The 16,319-nt window shown below is 72.5% G+C and carries 13 protein-coding genes; 7 read left to right on the forward strand and 6 right to left on the reverse strand.

Annotated elements, in window-relative coordinates; all coding sequences use genetic code 11:
- Window positions 1-140: 140 nt before the first annotated feature.
- Window positions 141-2,054: an ABC transporter ATP-binding protein gene (locus ABD808_RS36285; protein WP_344907303.1), complete on the forward strand. Its 1,914-nt coding sequence runs from the start codon at window positions 141-143 to the stop codon at window positions 2,052-2,054.
- A gap of 28 nt (window positions 2,055-2,082) precedes the next feature.
- On the opposite strand, the gene ABD808_RS36290 is transcribed toward ABD808_RS36285, so the two are convergent.
- The 6 genes from ABD808_RS36290 to ABD808_RS36315 form a co-directional block, all read right to left on the reverse strand.
- Window positions 2,083-5,700 (reverse strand): AAA family ATPase, encoded by a 3,618-nt coding sequence (locus tag ABD808_RS36290; protein WP_344907307.1) that lies wholly within the window; start codon window positions 5,698-5,700, stop codon window positions 2,083-2,085.
- An 88-nt stretch (window positions 5,701-5,788) separates the two neighbouring features.
- Window positions 5,789-6,562: an SGNH/GDSL hydrolase family protein gene (locus ABD808_RS36295; RefSeq protein WP_344907311.1), complete on the reverse strand. Its 774-nt coding sequence runs from the start codon at window positions 6,560-6,562 to the stop codon at window positions 5,789-5,791.
- Window positions 6,563-6,673: 111 nt separating this feature from the next.
- Entirely contained in the window at window positions 6,674-7,291 is a 618-nt protein-coding gene (locus ABD808_RS36300; RefSeq protein WP_344907662.1) for a GTP-binding protein, read from the reverse strand.
- A 40-nt stretch (window positions 7,292-7,331) separates the two neighbouring features.
- Window positions 7,332-7,802: a DUF742 domain-containing protein gene (locus tag ABD808_RS36305; protein ID WP_344907314.1), complete on the reverse strand. Its 471-nt coding sequence runs from the start codon at window positions 7,800-7,802 to the stop codon at window positions 7,332-7,334.
- A gap of 28 nt (window positions 7,803-7,830) precedes the next feature.
- Window positions 7,831-8,283, reverse strand: a complete 453-nt coding sequence (locus tag ABD808_RS36310; protein WP_344907317.1) for a roadblock/LC7 domain-containing protein — start codon at window positions 8,281-8,283, stop codon at window positions 7,831-7,833.
- A complete protein-coding gene (locus ABD808_RS36315) occupies window positions 8,280-11,690 on the reverse strand; it encodes a nitrate- and nitrite sensing domain-containing protein (protein ID WP_344907320.1) in 3,411 nt (1,136 codons plus the stop codon). Before ABD808_RS36315 ends, ABD808_RS36310 begins: the two co-directional genes overlap by 4 nt.
- 666 nt (window positions 11,691-12,356) lie before the next feature.
- On the opposite strand from ABD808_RS36315, the gene ABD808_RS36320 reads away from it, so the two are divergent.
- The 6 genes from ABD808_RS36320 to ABD808_RS36345 all read left to right on the forward strand — a co-directional run bounded on the left by ABD808_RS36320 (window position 12,357) and on the right by ABD808_RS36345 (window position 16,318).
- Complete coding sequence (locus ABD808_RS36320; RefSeq protein WP_344907323.1) at window positions 12,357-13,349, forward strand: ABC transporter substrate-binding protein; 993 nt, start codon at window positions 12,357-12,359, stop codon at window positions 13,347-13,349.
- A 102-nt stretch (window positions 13,350-13,451) separates the two neighbouring features.
- Complete coding sequence (locus ABD808_RS36325) at window positions 13,452-13,613, forward strand: type 2 periplasmic-binding domain-containing protein (protein ID WP_344907325.1); 162 nt, start codon at window positions 13,452-13,454, stop codon at window positions 13,611-13,613.
- Entirely contained in the window at window positions 13,610-14,122 is a 513-nt protein-coding gene (locus ABD808_RS36330) for an ABC transporter substrate-binding protein (protein WP_344907665.1), read from the forward strand. The genes ABD808_RS36325 and ABD808_RS36330 overlap by 4 nt, the downstream gene beginning before the upstream one ends.
- Window positions 14,119-14,895: an ABC transporter permease gene (locus ABD808_RS36335; protein ID WP_344907328.1), complete on the forward strand. Its 777-nt coding sequence runs from the start codon at window positions 14,119-14,121 to the stop codon at window positions 14,893-14,895. Before ABD808_RS36330 ends, ABD808_RS36335 begins: the two co-directional genes overlap by 4 nt.
- Window positions 14,892-15,533 (forward strand): ABC transporter permease, encoded by a 642-nt coding sequence (locus tag ABD808_RS36340; RefSeq protein ID WP_344907332.1) that lies wholly within the window; start codon window positions 14,892-14,894, stop codon window positions 15,531-15,533. Before ABD808_RS36335 ends, ABD808_RS36340 begins: the two co-directional genes overlap by 4 nt.
- Window positions 15,530-16,318, forward strand: coding sequence for an ABC transporter ATP-binding protein (locus ABD808_RS36345; protein WP_344907335.1), 789 nt, complete (start codon window positions 15,530-15,532; stop codon window positions 16,316-16,318). The genes ABD808_RS36340 and ABD808_RS36345 overlap by 4 nt, the downstream gene beginning before the upstream one ends.
- The last annotated feature ends 1 nt before the right edge of the window (window position 16,319 follow it).

Genomic DNA, 16,319 nt, shown 5'->3' on the forward strand with positions numbered 1-16,319 from the left:
ACTGCTCTGTGTCGGGCAGGTCGGGCGAAGGGCGGCGCATGGGTCCACGACGGCTTTTATCACAACGTTCACGTCCACGACAGGGGGGCGGACGCCGCCGTCGTCGGGAGGCGCCGCCCGATCCCGGCCTTCCGGAGGTGATGACCAACTGGCACGCGCGGGACAAAGAACTCACCGAGACGGGGATGTCCACGATCGCGCGGCGGCTGCCGGCGGTGATCCTCCAGGCGGCGGGCCTGGCCTGGCGGGCGAGCCGGAGGGACGCCCTCGTGACGGTCTGCCTGAACCTGGCCGCCGGGGTCTTCACCGCGTTCTGGCTGCTGGCCACGACCGGCGTGCTCAGCGCGCTGTTCAGCTCCGCGCCGACGCCGTCCCGGGTCCGCGACGCCCTGCCCGCCCTGGCGCTCGTGGCGGGCGCGGTGGCGCTGCGGGCCGGGTTGCAGGCGGGCGCGGGCTGGGCGCAGGCGCGGCTGGAACCCCAGGTCGAGCGGCTGGTCGAGCTGCGGCTGTACGAGGCGACGACCGCGGTGGACCTGACCGCGCTGGACGACTCCGACTTCCTGGACGACCTGAAACGCGCCGAGGGCCGGGGCCTGATGTCGGCGCCGCTGGTCGTCCAGCACGCCGTGGACGTCCTCACCGGGACCATCGGCATGGTCGCGGCGGCCGGGACGCTCGGCGTCCTGCACCCGCTGCTGCTCCCCCTGCTCCTGTTCACGGCCGTGCCGGAGGGGTGGGCGTCCGTCCGCAGCGCGCGGATGCGATACCTGATGATGCTGTCGCTCGTCGGGGTGACGCGCCGCAAATGGATCCTGTCCGACCTGATGGTCGAGCGGAGCCACGCGGCGGAGGTCCGCTCGTTCACGATGCGGGACTTCCTGCTGCGCCAGTACGACGGCGCGGCGTCCTACCAGCGGCGCGTCGAGCTGGACGTGGCGCGCCGCCAGGCCATCGTGAAGGTCACCGGCGACATGCTGAAGGGCGTCGCGACGGCGGGCGTCTACGTCGCGCTGGGCGTCATGCTGTGGAAGGGCGCGATGCCGTTGGCGGTGGCGGGCACGGCGGTGCTGGCGATCCGGACGGGCCAGACGTCCCTGGCCACGCTGGTGTACGCCGTCAACCGGTGCTACGAGGAGGGCCTGTACTTCGGCGACTACGTGAGCTTCTGCGTCGCCGCGGAGGAGCGGGTCCCGCCGCGGGCGCTGCCGTCCGCGAAGGAACGGGGGCGGCTGCCGGACGACTTCGCCCGCATCGACGTCGAGGACGTCACGTTCACCTACCCGGGCTCGGAGGAGCCGTCCCTCAACGGCGTCTCGCTGCACGTGCGCCAGGGCGAGGTGATCGCGCTGGTCGGCGAGAACGGCTCCGGCAAGACGACCCTCGCCAAGATCATGGCCGGGCTGTACGACCCGGACTCCGGCCTGGTCAGCTGGGGCGGCGTGCCGCTGACGGAGGTGCCGCCGCAGGACGTGTGGGCGAACGTCGCCGTCATCGCGCAGGAGTACACGCACTGGCCGATGACCGCCCGGCAGAACGTCACGATGGGCCATGACCGCGACCGGGCCGCCGGGCAGGAGGACCCGGCGATGCTCGCCGCCGCCCGCGCGTCCGGGGCGGACGAGGTCGTCGACGGCCTGTCCCGCGGCTACGACACGCTGCTGGACCGCCGGTTCAAGGGTGGCGCCGAGCTGTCGGGGGGCCAGTGGCAGCGGCTCGCCGTCGCCCGCGGCTTCTTCCGGGACGCGCCGCTGCTGATCTGCGACGAGCCCACCGCCGCGCTCGACGCGCGGGCCGAGCACCACCTGTTCGAACGGATCCGCACGCACGCCGACGCCCGGGCCGTTCCGGGGGGCGTGGGGGGTCGTCCCCCCACAGGAGGCCGGACCGTCCTGCTGATCACGCACCGGCTCGCCAGCGTCCGCTACGCCGACCGGATCTACGTCCTGGAGCACGGGAAGGTGATCGAGGAGGGCGACCACACCGCGCTGATGGCGTGCGGCGGCCTGTACGCCGACCTCTACTCGCTCCAGGCCGCCGCCTACGGGGCCACCTAGATGTAGAGCCCTTAGATGAAGGGGCCCTTTAGATATAGGGGCCCAGCACGGGTTCGGGCGGTGGGGCGTCCGGGAGGTCCTCGGGGCGGAGCAGGCCGACCTCGGCGGGGGCGACGCCGTCCCGCGCCGCGTCGTCGGCGGCGGTGATGCGGCGCGCCTGCCGGGAGATCGCCGCCTCCAGCAGGTTCCGGACGAGCCGCGCGTTGCCGAACGACGCGTCGCGCGGGTGGGCGGCGACGAGGCGGCGCAGCGCGGGCAGCACGCCGTCGGCGAGCGCGAACCCGGCCTCCGCCGCCATCGACTCGAAGATCGTGACGAGCTCGTCGGCGGTGTAGTCGGGGAACCGCAGCACCTTCGGGAACCGGGACTTCAGGCCGGGGTTGACGTCCAGGAACCGGCCCATCTCGCCGTCGTAGCCCGCGACGATGACCACCAGGTCGCCCCGGTGCTCCTCCATCAGCCGCAGCAGTTCGGCGATGGCCTCGTGGCCGAAGTCGCGGGGGTCGCCGCCCATCGAGGACAGCGCGTACGCCTCGTCCACGAACAGGACGCCGCCGAGGGCGCGTTCGACCGCGCCCCGCACGCGCGGCGCGGTCTGCCCGACGAACTCGGCGACGAGGTCGGCGCGGGTGACCTCCACCAGGTGCCCGGACGACAGCAGCCCGAGCCGCGCGTACACGGCCGCGACCAGCCGGGCCATCGTCGTCTTGGCGGTGCCGGGGTTGCCCATGAACACCATGTGCCGGGACGGCGTCGACGGCGCCAGCTTGGCGTCGCGGCGCAGCTGCTCGGCGCGGACCTCGGCGACCAGGGAGGCGACCTCCCGCTTGATGTCGGCCAGGCCGATCAGCCGCTCGATCTCGGCGAGCGGGTCGCCGGGCACGTCGTCGCGGCCGCGGCTGAGCGCGCCGGGGACGTCCTGCGGGAGGATCTCGTCGAGCGACTCGGTCTCGTCGACGATGCCGTCGGCCAAGACGCGGCGGCCCTGCATCGCCACCGCCCGGTCCAGCAGGTTGATCATGGCGCGGGCGTTGCCGAACCCGCGTTCGCGCGGCGCGGACTCGGCCAGCTCGCGGACCTTGTCCAGCACGCCGGGGGTCAGCGCGAAGCCGGAGTCGGCGGCCTTGGCGGCGAACACGTCGACCAGCTCGCCCTCGGTGAGGTCGGGGAACCGGACGGTGCGCGGGAAGTGCGCGGCCAGGTCGGGATGCGACTTCAGCAGCCCGTTCAGCTCCGCCTCCGGCCCGGTGAGGACGACGACGAGGTCCTCGCTGTGGGCCTGGACGCCGGTGAGCAGCACGTCCAGCACCTCGCGTCCGCGCGCGGCGTCCGTGGCGGCCGACACCAGCGCGTGCGCGTCGCGGACGACCAGCACGCCGCCGTGGGCCTGCTCCACCGCGCGGCGGACCCGCAGCACGCTCTCGCTGGCGTACTCGCCGAGCAGGTCGGCGCGCTCCACCTGGACGAGGTGCCCGGACGACAGCGCGCCGAGGTCGGCGTAGACGCGGCCGAGGATGCCCGCGACCTTGCTCTTGCCGGTGCCGGGGTTGCCGGTGAACACGAGGTGGCGGGTCCGGGTCCGGTTGGTCATCCCGGCCTCGCGGCGCAGCCGGGCTGCCATGGCCTCGGCGACCAGCGCCTCCACCTCGCGCTTGGCGGGTTCGATGCCCGCGCAGGCGGCCAGCTCGGCGAGCGGGTCGGTGTCGGCGGGACGGCCGGGGATGAGGCGCTGCGGCAGGTCCTCCGCCGTGACCTCGGGGGCCCTGGCGTCCGCCGCGCCCTCCTCGCCGTGGGTGCGCAGCTCGGCCGCGGCGACGGCCTCCCCCGCCATGTGCTCGGCCAGCCGCGCGCCGCGCAGGTTCAGCAGCGGCGGCGTGCGGCGCAGCATTCCGCCCGCCGTCGCGGCGACCTCGGGGGCGACGCGCGCGCCGCGCCGGGCGACGGCCAGGGTGAACAGCTCGACGAAGTCGGCCTCGGCGAAGTCGCTGGTGCGGGCCGCGTCGAACGCCCGCACGAGCGCCGGGTTCGCGTCGAACAGTCGCCGGTCGCCGCCGGGACGGCACAGCGCGACGACGTCCAGGGACGGCGAGCGGGCCATCAACCGGCGCAGCTCCTCGGCGGCGGCGGCGCCGCACCGCTCGTGCGCGGCGAGCTTCTCCAGGTCGTCCACGACGAGGAGCAACCTGCCCTCAAGGCAGTCGTGGACGCGGGCCTGCAACCACAGCACGGCGTCGCTGACCCCGAGCGAGGCGAACACCTGGTCGGAGATCCACAGCGCCTCGCGGATCGCGCCCCGCTCGGCGAGCCGGTTCTCGACGGCCTCGGCGGCGGTGCCCTTGCCGGTGCCCTCCGGGCCCGCGACCAGCAGCCGGACGGGACGCTCCCCCGCCAGCCGCGCCGCGACCGCGTCCCGCAGCGCGCGGGACAGTTCGGGCTGGCCGATCAGGGCGTCCCCGGCGGCCCGGGCCGCGTCGTCGGCGCGCTCGGCGTCCTCGGAGCCGCTCCGCCCAGGGCGGCCCTGCTCGGGACGGTCTCCGTTCGGGCTGAGCCCGAGCGTCGCGCCGAGCGGGTTGACGACCCGGCGCAGGGTGAACAGCTGCCGCAGGTCGGCCTGGAACTGGCGGACGGGCACCCGGCAGCGCGGGCTGATCGCCGCGTCCGGCAGGCCCTGGACGGCGCCGGTGACGCGCACGGCCATGTCCAGCCAGGCGCGGGCGGCGTCGGCCTCCCCGGCGACCAGGCCCCGGGCGAGCCAGGCGCGCACGTCCTGCTGCCACGCCTCCACGGCGAACCCCTCGCGGGCCGCGCGGAGCCGCTCCCCGACGTTCTCGTACCGCTCCGTGCCGAGCGCCACCGCCAGCTCCGCCGGGACGACCGTGGCCTCGGCCGCCAGCAGCAGCCGGGCGAGCGCGGCGTCGGGTTCGTCGCCGTCCGCGACGGTCCCGGCCAGGCGCGCGTGCGCGGCGTCCAGGCCCGAGCACGCCCATTCGAGGTAGGCGGCGGGCCCCGCCAGCTCGGGCAGGTCGCTCAGCTCCTCGTCGGTGAGCGCGGCGGTCCAGGTCTCCTCCAGGCGCCGGTTGGGGACGCTCAGGTCCGCGGCCCGCAGCTCCGGGTCGGCGGCGCGCCGGTCGAACAGGCCGATCAGGGCCTGCCTGCGGCGCTCCACCGGCGCCAGACCGTCGAAGACGTCGAGCCCGGCACGGGCCAGCTCGAACATCACGGCGCGGCGCTCGGGGTCGTTCCCGGCGGGCTCGGGCAGCCACAGGCCCGGCGGACGCCACCGGCCGCCCTGCGTGAACCAGGCGGCGGGCTCGCGGACGGCGGGCTCCGGCGTCGCGAGGAACGCCGACAGCAGCTCGTAGTCGACATCGCCGCGCGATCCGCCGCGCACCGCCGACGCGCCGAGCAGGAACGTCAGCAGCGACCACTGCTCGGCCCCGGCGGCGCTCGTCCCCTCCCCGTAGAAGTCGCTGAGCTGTCGCGTCAGCACCACGGCGCGAGGGTCCCTGTTGTATTCGACGGCGCGTTCGCGCATCTCCTCGTACAGGCCGTCCGGCACCCGCCAGGGCCCGTGCGAATAGACGTCGAGCACGGGCTCCTCGGTGAGCAGCACTTCGAGATGGTCCGGCAACCGGGGGGAACTCACCTAAAGGGTCCTTCTTCTGCACGACGGGTCGGGGGATGACTTCGCACAGCACCCTACGACCTCGACGGCGTCGCGCACCGCCACGACACTAGAGCGGGCGCGCGGTGGGACGTTTCGGCGCGCGTCCGTCGCCCGACGAACGGCGGGTGGCGCGGCGCCCGATCCACGGCAGCAGGTAGGTGCGCGCCCAGCGGACGTCCTCACGGCGCATCGTCAGCCAGTCGGCACGGTCCAGCGGCGGCCAGGGTTCGCGCCAGTCGCCGGTGACCGGCAGGCCGAGCGCGCCCGCGACGAACAGCGCCATGCGGCGGTGACCCTCGGGCGACAGGTGGATACGGTCCTCGTACCAGGCGCGCGGGTCGTCGAACACTCGCACCGACCACAGGTCGACGACCGTGCAACCGCGCCGGTCGGCGATGGCGCGCAGGTGCATGTTGTACGTGGCGGCCTTGCCACGGATGCGTCCGCCGGTGCGCAGGCCCCGGGTGTCGAAGCCGGTGAAGACGACCACGCGGGCGCCGGTGGCGCGCAGCCGCCGGACGGCGTCGTCGTACACGACCGCGAGCGCGTCGGGGTCGGCCCCGGGACGGAGCATGTCGTTGCCGCCCGCGCAGAACGTCACGAGGTCGGGAGCCAGCTCGATGGCGCACGGCACCTGGTCGTCCACGATCTGCCGGACGAGCTTCCCCCGGACGGCGAGGTTGGCGTAGCACAGCTCGGGACTGTGCGCGGCCAGGTGCTCCGCGAGCCGGTCCGCCCAGCCCCGGAACCGGTCGCCCCCGCCCGGGTAGGGATCGTTCAGGCCCTCGGTGAAGCTGTCACCGAGGGCCACGAAGGTCCGGACCCGCTCCATCTCACCCATCGCGACCCCCATCCACCGATTCATGATCGATCACGTAGAAGAATCATGCATCGTGCGGATGCTCCGCGCGACCGTCCGGGGTGTGACCAGGGCTACACGAGATCGGTTGGATCAGGTCCAGCTCGGCGAGGTGGTGCCGGGCTGGAGACCGCCGGGCGCCGCGGGCGGCGCGGACGCGCCCGCCGGAGTCGTCGAGTGCACCGTCATCGCGTGCTGCACGAGCGTGATCAGCACCTGCTTGGTGGACTCCCGGCTCCGCGCGTCGCACTGGACGATCGGCACGTGCGCGCTGATCGACAGGGCCTCGCGGATGTCCTCCACGGCGTACTGGAACTCGCCGTGGAACCCGTTGACCCCGACCACGAACGCCAGGCCGAGCTCCTCGAAGTAGTCGACCGCGGCGAAGCAGTCCTCCAGCCGGCGGGTGTCGACGAGGACGACGGCGCCGATCGCGCCGCGGACCAGGTCGTCCCACATGAACCAGAAGCGGTGCTGTCCCGGCGTGCCGAACAGATAGAGGATCAGCTCGCTGTCGAGCGACACGCGGCCGAAGTCCATCGCGACCGTCGTGGTCGTCTTGTCGGGCACGGCCGACAGGTCGTCCACGTCGGCGCTCGCCGCGGTCATCACCGCCTCGGTGGTGAGCGGCATGATCTCCGAGACCGACCCGACGAAGGTGGTCTTGCCGACGCCGAAGCCGCCGCCGACGACGATCTTGACCGAGGTCAGCTCGGCCTCTCCGCCGCGCGACCCCGGGACCGGAACCTGGTCAGAGCTTCCGAAGGCCACTGAGCACCCTTTCTAGCAAGCGGAGGTCCGGCTGTCCGCCGGCGGTGGTGGCGGGCTGCGACTGGTGCAACCGGAGCAGCCCTTCGACGGCCATGTCGGCGACGAGCACCCGCGCGACGCCGAGCGGCAGGCGCAGCAGCGCCGAGACCTCGGCGACCGAGCGGGCCGACCGGCACAGGTCCATGATCGCCCGGTACTCGGGGGTGAGCACGGTGACGTCGCGCGGCGGGTACGGCGCCGCGGTGACCAGGGCCTCGATGGCCAGGTCGTAGCGCGGCTTGGTCCGTCCCCCGGTCACGGCGTACGGGCGCACCAGCGAGCTGGAGTCGCCCTCATCGGCCTCGGGGGGCCGTCCCTGCGCCGGTGCGCGTCCGCCCTCCGGGCGAACAGGCTCACCGGGCCAGCGCCCCGGTCCCCCGGGGCCGCCTCCGTAGGGACTGCCTCGATCCATGTCGCCGACCTCCGTCAGTCAGTCACGATCAATAACGGGCGGGCCCGGCGCCCATCTCGGTCACGGACGGTCCCGAGAACGGCGGCTGCTGCTGGTCCTGGCCGCGCAGCGCGGGCGTGAGCACCCGGCCGACGCGCTCCACCAGCAGGGTCATCTCGTACGCGACGAGACCGAGGTCGCAGTCGGGCGCGGCCAGCACCGCGAACACCGATCCGTTGGTGATGGACATGACGAACAGCAGTCCGCGGTCCATCTCCACGACCGTCTGGTTCACCCCCCCGGCGTCGAAGATCTTCGCCGCGCCCTGGGTCAGGCTCATCAGCCCCGAGGCGATCGCCGACAGCTGGTCCGCGCGCTCGGGCGGGAATCCCGACGAGTACGCCATCGGCAACCCGTCCGAGGAGACCACCACGGCGTGCGCGACCTTCGCGACACGGTCCGCGAAGTTCGTCACCAACCAGTTGAGATCCTGCCCGCTCACCGGGTGCCTCCTGTCTCGTCGTCACGCTGTGACGGCGTCTCACCTGACGTGCCGTCGCCGCGGGTCTCGTGGCGTCCCCGATGGACGCCCCGCTGGAGACTCGCGAAGCGGCTGCGGACGGCGTCGGCCGTCTGGCCGTGCGCCTCCGCTTGCTGTGCCTGTTGTCCCTGCTGGCCTTGCACAGCCTGCCCTTCCGTGGTGCCTCCCGGCAATGCCCCGTCCTGAGCCGGACCCGCGGGCTGCTGGTCGGCGGCCGCGGGGACGTTCGCCGCCGGGGCGTTCGCCGGTGACGTGGTCGCGCGGCCGACCGCTCCCGGTATGCGGTTCTTGCCGGGCACCCGCTTGGGCAGCCCGACGTCGGTCCTGCTGGCCGTGACGGGTTCGCGGATCGCCTCGGCGGCGCGGAACCCGGCGTCGGCGGGCGACTCCCAACCCCGCACCGGGTCCTCGCCCGAGCCCTCCGCCCGGCGCAGGAACCACTCCGACTGCATCGCGTCGAAGATCGGCGAGCGCTCGGGGAGCCGCGGCGGTGCCTTCGGCTCGGGCGGGGGTGGCGGCGTCGGCGGTGGGGCCTGCGGCGCGGCCCGCATGCGCGGGTCGCGGGCGCGCGGTTCCGGTACGGCCTCCTCCGGCGGGGTCGGCGCGGACACGTGCTCCTCCGTCCAGCGAACCTCGTGCGGCCCGGTCCGCGAGCCGCCGGCGTAGAAGTCGGACTCCCCGCCCACCTGCTCCAGCGGCCCGGTCTCCCACGGGATCTGCCGGGACGACCCGGACTCGGGCACGATCGGCTGAGCCTCGGGGACCACGGACTGCGGTCCGGTGGCCGGACGGCGCTCCGGCCGCGGCTCCGGACGGTTCTCCGGACGCCGCTCGGGCGGGTGGGCACCGTTGTGGCCGCCGTCCCGCATCCGTTCGCTGTGCGGCTGGAACAGCCCGTTGGGGCCGTCGTCGACGGGACGTCCCGGCAGCTGCGCGCCGGGACGGCGGACGGGCAGCTCACCCGGCCTGCGCTGCGGCCGCTGGTCACTCGGCGGGCCCTGCGCACCGGCCGGGTCGACCGGCGGGACGGCGGGCATCGCGCCGGTCGGGTACTCGGACGGCGGGCCCGAGTACTCCGACTGCGGCCCGGAGTACTCGGACTGGGGCCCGGAGTACTCGGACTGGGGCCCGGAGTACTCGGACTGGGGCCCGTTGGAGAACGTGGGCTGGGGCCCGGTGGCGCCGCGGACGGGACGCAGCGGCCCCGTGCCTCCCACCATCGGATGCGACCCCGTGTTGCCGACCATCGGGTGCGAGCCGGTGTTGCCGCCCACACCGCCGCCCACGCCACCGACCGTGGGGAACGCTCCGGTGCCGTCGCCCATCGGCGCGGGCGCCGGACGACCGGGGCCGTGCCCGTCCTGCTGGAACGCGCCGCCGACGCCGAGGGCGGGCGGCTCGGGCGTGCTGCCGAGCGCGGCGAGCTGCCCGTCGTTCTCGCGCGAGCCGAGCGGGCGGTTGCCGACCCCGGACTCGCCGGGCGTGATCATCGCGTCGGGCAGCACCACGAACGCGGTGAGCCCGCCGCCCTGCGCGGCCCGCAGCTCCACCCGGATGCCGTGCCGGACGGCCAGGCGGCCGACCACGAACAGGCCCATGCGGCGGGCGGCGGAGAAGTCGATGACGGGCGGGTTCGCCAGCCGCCAGTTGGCCTGCTCCAGGTCCTCGGGCGACATCCCGACGCCGTTGTCGGTGATCTGCAGCATGGAGCCGCCGCCGCTGAGCATCTGGCCGGACACGGTCACCTTGGTGTGCTCGGAGGAGAACACCGTCGCGTTCTCCACCAGCTCGGCCAGCAGGTGGACGAGGTCGTTGACGACGGGACCGGCGACCGTCATGTCGCCCTGCACGCGCAGCGCGACCCGCTCGTACTGCTCGACCTCCGACAGCGAGGCGCGGATGACGTCGATCAGCGGGACGGGCCGGTTCCACCGGCGCACCTGCTCCTGGCCGCCGAGGACGAGGAGGTTCTCACAGTTGCGGCGCATGCGGGTGGCGAGGTGGTCCAGCCGGAACAGGTTGCCGAGCTGCTCCTCGTCGCGCTCGCTCTGCTCCAGCGTCTCGATCAGGCGCAGCTGCCGTTCGATCAGGGACTGGCTGCGGCGGGAGAGGTTGACGAACATCGCGTTGATGTTGCCTCGCAGGACCGCCTCGTCGGCCGCCAGCCGGACCGCCTCGCGGTGGACCTCGTCGAAGGCCCGGGCGACCTGCCCGATCTCGTCGGTGGAGTCGACGTCGATCGGTTCGACCTCGATGCCGCCCGCCGCGGCTTCCGGATCTCGCAGCCGGTCGACCAGGCCGGGCAGCCGGGTGCCGGCGACGTCCAGCGCGCCGGACTGGAGGCGGCGCAGCGGCCGCACCAGCGACCGGGCCATCACGATGGTGATCAGCAGGACGATGGCCAGCAGCAGCGCCACGATGATCGAGTCGATGATCGTGGACTTCCGGGCGTCCGCCTTGCGCGCGTCGCTCAGATCCAGGATGTCCTGGGTCAGGTCCAGCTCCGTCAGGCGCATCTTGTTGATCAGGTCGGACATCGCGTTCTTCATCGCCTCGGCGGCGGCCGGGGTGCTGAGCGCGCGGGGCAGCCGGCCGCCGGTGGCGGCGACGGCCGTGATCACCCGCTGCCGCACCTCCTTGGCCTGGTCGACCTGGCCGCCGATCACGGTGTCGTCCAGCACCTGGGCCTGTTCCAGGCTCACCGAGTTGCGGAACGTCTTGATCTCGTTGTCCTCCTGAGCGCGCGCGGCGTTCAGGGCACTCATCTCGTCGGTGGTGAGGCGGTGCTGCCGCGCGCCGAGCAGGAGCAGCGCGCGCTGGCGGGAGACGGCCTCCTTGGCGCGCAGCAGCGCGCCGAGCGCGCGGCTCGACTGGGTGAGGCGGGTGTCGACCACGTTCGTGGAGATGCTGTCGAGGACGGCGATGAGGTCCTCGATGGACGAGGTGTACTTCTGCATGACGGTGAACGCCTGCACCTTGCCGCCGATGACCAGCCCGCGCAGCGCCTTGACCCCGTTGACGCGGTTCAGCACGGAGCGCGCGCCGCGGACGGCGTCGGTGCCGTAGGACGAGTCGATGACGACCGCTGCCTGCTGCATCAGCTGGGTCTGGGCGTCGGTGCTGAACTGTGAGGACTGCACCTGGGGCAGCAGTCCCTCGGGGCGTCCCGCCGCGATGTAGTCGACGGCGAGGTCGCGCTCGGAGGTGAACTCCGTGACGAACTGCGTGATGCCCGCGCTCAGTTCCGTCATCCGCTGGACGCGCGTGTACGTCTGCGACTCGCTGACGGAGTTGTCGATGCGCACCCCGGCCAGCACCACGGCGGCGACCGTCGGAACCAGGATGAGGACGATGAGCCGCTGCGGCACGCGCCAGTTCCGCAGGCTCAGTCTGCTGCCCGCACGTCTCGCACGGTCCGACTGCACCTCGACGTTGCCGGGTCGAGGACGGTCGCGACCTTCGTCGCTAGGTTGCATCCGCCGTTAACACCCTCTCCACACGATGTCGCACGCTCCGTGGCCTCACCGGCGCAAAGGGTTAAAGCGACATCACCTCCACCCTCGGCGCACGACATTGCAGCACATCCACGGATAGGCCGCAAAGGACCATAGGCCACTCGATATAGACCAATGCCGCGATCGTTACTTCATGCCCGTATGTCCGATTTATTGAGCACGGGTGGTCACTAACCGTGATCGGACATTCCGTACTCGAAGGACTACGAACGGCAACAGAACGCTGCTCGCCTCATCGCCGTGGCCCACGCGTCGTCCGCCGGGGCGTGCGTGTCCGTCTCGGCAGGGCACGATCGATCACTCTCCGATTTGCTGTGCGGGCCCAGGGCGATGACCCGGACGAACCAGGACACAAGAGAGTCACGCATTTTGGAGCGAACCACTCAAGTCGCCGCAGTTCACGATACTGTCAGGTCGCACGCGGTCAGGCCAGTGCTGGTGGTCGGAGTCGTCCCCCCTGGCTCACAGTCCCGGACGGATGCCCCGCGCACTGAACCTCCCGCAAGTTAAGGAGAGCCCATGCGGCCATCTCTGCGTCTTTCCGCACTCCTCGGCGGCCTCGCCCTCGCGGCCGCCGCGATCACGGGCTGTAGTGACTCCGGTGACGGTTCGTCGGGCGGCGGAAAACTGGAGACGACCACCATGACGGTCGCCGCGCTCCCCTTGGCGGACAACGTGGCGGTCTATCTGGCGCAGAAGGAGGGGCTCTTCAAGAAGGAGGGCCTCAACGTCGAGATCAAGCCGATCCAGCAGAGCACGCAGGCGATCCCCGCGCTCGCCAAGGGCGATGTGCAGGCGATCGCCGGGGCCAACTACGTCTCCTTCCTGGAGGCCAACGCGGAGGGCACGCTCAAGCTGAGCATCCTGGCCGAGGGCGCCTCGATGACGTCGCACATGATGGACGTGCTCGTCCTGCCCAACTCCCCCATCAGGACGCCGAAGGACCTTGAGGGCAAGAAGGTCGCGGTCAACATCGAGAACAACGTCCAGTCGCTGACGCTCAACGCGATCCTCAAGGCCAACAACGTCGACGCGTCCAAGATCCGCTACGTCCAGGTGCCGTTCGGGCAGATGGCCTCGGCGCTGGACCGGGGGCAGGTCGGCGCCGTCCACCTCAGCGAGCCCTTCACCTCCGACGCCGAGCGCAGGCTCGGCGCCCGGGTGGTCGTCGACGGCGGGGCCGAGCCCGTGAGCGACCTGCCGATCTCCGGCTACGTCAGCACGCAGGACTTCACCACCAAGAACCCGAACACCGCCGCCGCGTTCCAGCGCGCCATCTTCGCCGCCCAGCGGATCGCCACCACCGACCGCGGCCGCGTCGAGAGCGCCCTGCCCGCCTACACCAAGATCGACTCCAGGGTCGTCTCGGTGATCACGCTGCCGAACTACCCGAGCACGCTGACCACCAACCACATCCAGCGCGTCGTGGACCTCATGACCGCGGGCGGCCTCCTCCAGAAGAAGCCCGACATGAAGGCCATCCTGTTCCGCCCGGTCCAGTCCGCCACCTGACACCCGGCGCGCCCGTCCCACCTCACCAATTCGAATAAGTAGACATGAACGCGGCGCGTCACCCGTGATGTGCCTCCATTGCGCCATGCGTTCGTCGGCACGATGACCATCGTCGACACCGTGTCGATCCAGCTCGCACTCACCAAGGGCCTTTTCAGGTCCGAGGGCCTGACCGTGCGGACGCGCACCATCCAGGGGGGCGCCGCCGGAATCCCGCTGCTCAAGAGCGGTCAACTCGACAGGGCAACATCGCTACGCTCCTGACGCGCGCCGCGGGCGCGCCGCAGGGCGTCGAGTTCGACGAGGACACGAGCTTCGTCGAGGTCGCCCCACCCGCCATGGAGCAGGCGTTGAAGTCCGGGAGCGTCGACGCCGTCCAGGCGATCGAGCCGTTCGGCACCCAGATGGCGAGGTCGATCGGCGCCCGTGTGATCGCCGACCTGACCAGCGGACCCACCGCCGACTTCCCGATCGCGCACCTCGGCACCACCGAGAAGTTCGCGAAGGAGAATCCGAGGACGGTCGCCGCGTTCCAGCGCGCGTTCGTGAAGGCGCAGGCGATGGCCGCCGACCGTGGGACCGTCGAGAAGACCGTGCCGTCCTACGCGAAGGGCATCGAGGCGAAGGTCGTCTCGGCCATGGCCATCGGCACCTTCCCGACCACGCGGGACGTGAACCGGATCCAACGTGTGGCGGACCTGATGCGGCGGTTCGGGTACGTGGACGAGCACATCGACGTCAAGCGGTACGTCCTGTCGCTTCCGGCTTCATGAGTCCTCGCCGCGTCGTGCTCGGCTCCGCCGGAGTCGCCGGGGCGGTCGTCCTCCTCGAGGTCGTGAGCCGGACGGGCCTCGTCGACGAGACCGCGCTGCCTCCGGCGTCGGACGTGCTGAGGGAGGCCGGGAGGCTGGCCCTCGACGAGGAGTTCCGCGTCGACGTCGGCGCCACGCTCACGGCGTGGTTCGGCGGGCTCGCGCTGGCCGTGCTCGTGGCGGTGCCGCTCGGCGTGCTGCTCGGTTCGGTGCCGCTGCTCGGCGTCCCCGCCCGCGCCCTGGTCGAGCTGCTCCGGCCCGTCCCGTCGGTCGCGCTGATCCCGCTCGCCATCATCCTGTTCGGCGACCCCACGCGGATGAAGATGTCGCTGGTCTTCTACGCGTGCCTGTGGCCGATACTGATCAACACCCTGTACGCGCTCCGCGACGTCGACCCGGTCGCCAAGGACAGCCTGCGCGGCTTCGGGTTCGGGACGCCGTCGGTGCTGTGGCGCGTGTCGCTGCCGAGCGCCGCGCCGTTCATCGCGACGGGCGTCCGGATCGCCGCGTCCGTCGCGCTCATCGTCGTGATCAGCACCGAACTGCTGGCCGGGGGTGTCGACGGCGTGGGGATCTACCTCGCCGCCACCCAGTCCGGGGGCGGCCGGAGCGACCTCCTGCTGGCCGGGGCCGTCTGGGCCGGGGGCCTCGGGCTGCTGGCCAACGGCGTTCTGCTCGGGCTGGAACGGATCATGTTCCGCTGGCACACGGCCCGGGTGGAGGGCGTCGCGTGAGAAGCGAGGAGCGGCCACGCGGAGGGCTCCGCCGAACGGCCGAGCACGGGTGGCTGGTCGCCGTCGCCGCCGTGGCGTGGGAACTCGCCACACGCGCGGCGAAGGAGACGTACTTTCCCCCACCGACCACGATCGCCGGTTCGCTGCGGGAGCTGTGGTTCTCCGGCCCGGCGTCCCGGCTGTTCCTCTCGGACAACGCGGTGGACGACTTCTCCACCAGCCTGACCCACCTGTTCGTCGGGTGGGCCGCCGCGGGCGCCGCCGGGATCGTGGCGGGCGCGGCGATCGGACGGTCGCGATTCCTCGACGACCTGCTGAACCCGGTGCTGGAGTTCCTGCGCGCCGTGCCGCCCGTGACGCTGGTCATCGTCCTCCCGGCGGCGGCCCCGAAGGTCTTCGCCGGGCTGCGGGTGGCGCTGTCCTTCGCGCTGATCCTGATGGTCGTGTCCGAGCTGGTCGGCAGCACCTCGGGCATCGGCTCGGAGCTGATCGGCGCGCAACGCACGTTCGAGCTGCCCCGCATGTGGGCCGGAATCGTCATGCTGGGCATTCTCGGATTCCTGTTCAACGCCGCCTTCGTCCTCCTGGAAAGGCGCCTGCTCTCCTGGCACGCGGGCGCGCGCAGGCTTCCGACATGACGACGGGAATGCTCCGGATCACCGGGCTCACCCATTCTTACGGCGCCCACCGGGTCCTGGACGGGCTCGACCTCGCCGTTCCGGACGGGCGGCTGGTCAGCATCGTCGGGCCGTCCGGCTGCGGGAAGTCCACGCTGCTGTGCTGCGTCGCCGGGCTGGTCCGCCCGACCGGCGGGACGCTCACCCTGGACGGCGCGCCGATCGACGGCGTCCCCGCCGACCTGGCGGTGGTGTTCCAGGACTACAGCCGGTCGCTGTTCCCGTGGCTGACCGTCCGCGACAACGTGGCGCTGCCGCTGCGCAGGCGAGGCATGGCCAGGGCGGAGCGGCGCGCGGCGGCGCTGGAGGCCCTGGAGTCGGTGAGCCTGCCGGACGCGGGCCGCCGGTACCCGTGGCAGCTGTCGGGCGGCATGCAGCAACGCGTGTCGATCGCGCGGGCCCTGGCCTACCGTCCGTCGCTCCTGCTGATGGACGAACCGTTCGGCTCCGTGGACGCCCAGACCCGCGAGGACCTGGAGGACCTCCTGCTCCAGGTGCACCAGCGGCGGCGGATGACGATCCTCCTCGTCACCCATGACATCGACGAGAGCGTCTACGTGGGCGATCGGGTGGTCGTGTTGAGCCGCTCGCCCGGCCGCGTCCGCGCCGACCTGCCCGTCGGGCTGCCCGCCGTGCGCGACCAGATCGAGACGCGCGGGTTGCCCGAGTTCGTCCGGCTCAGGGCGGAGGTCGGGCGGCTCGTCCGGGGCGGCGCTAGGGTGCCGGACATCGTGGACGAAGAGTGAA

It is taken from the genome of Actinomadura meridiana (assembly GCF_039537545.1).
In the GTDB taxonomy this organism is placed as follows: Bacteria; Actinomycetota; Actinomycetes; order Streptosporangiales; family Streptosporangiaceae; genus Spirillospora; species Spirillospora meridiana.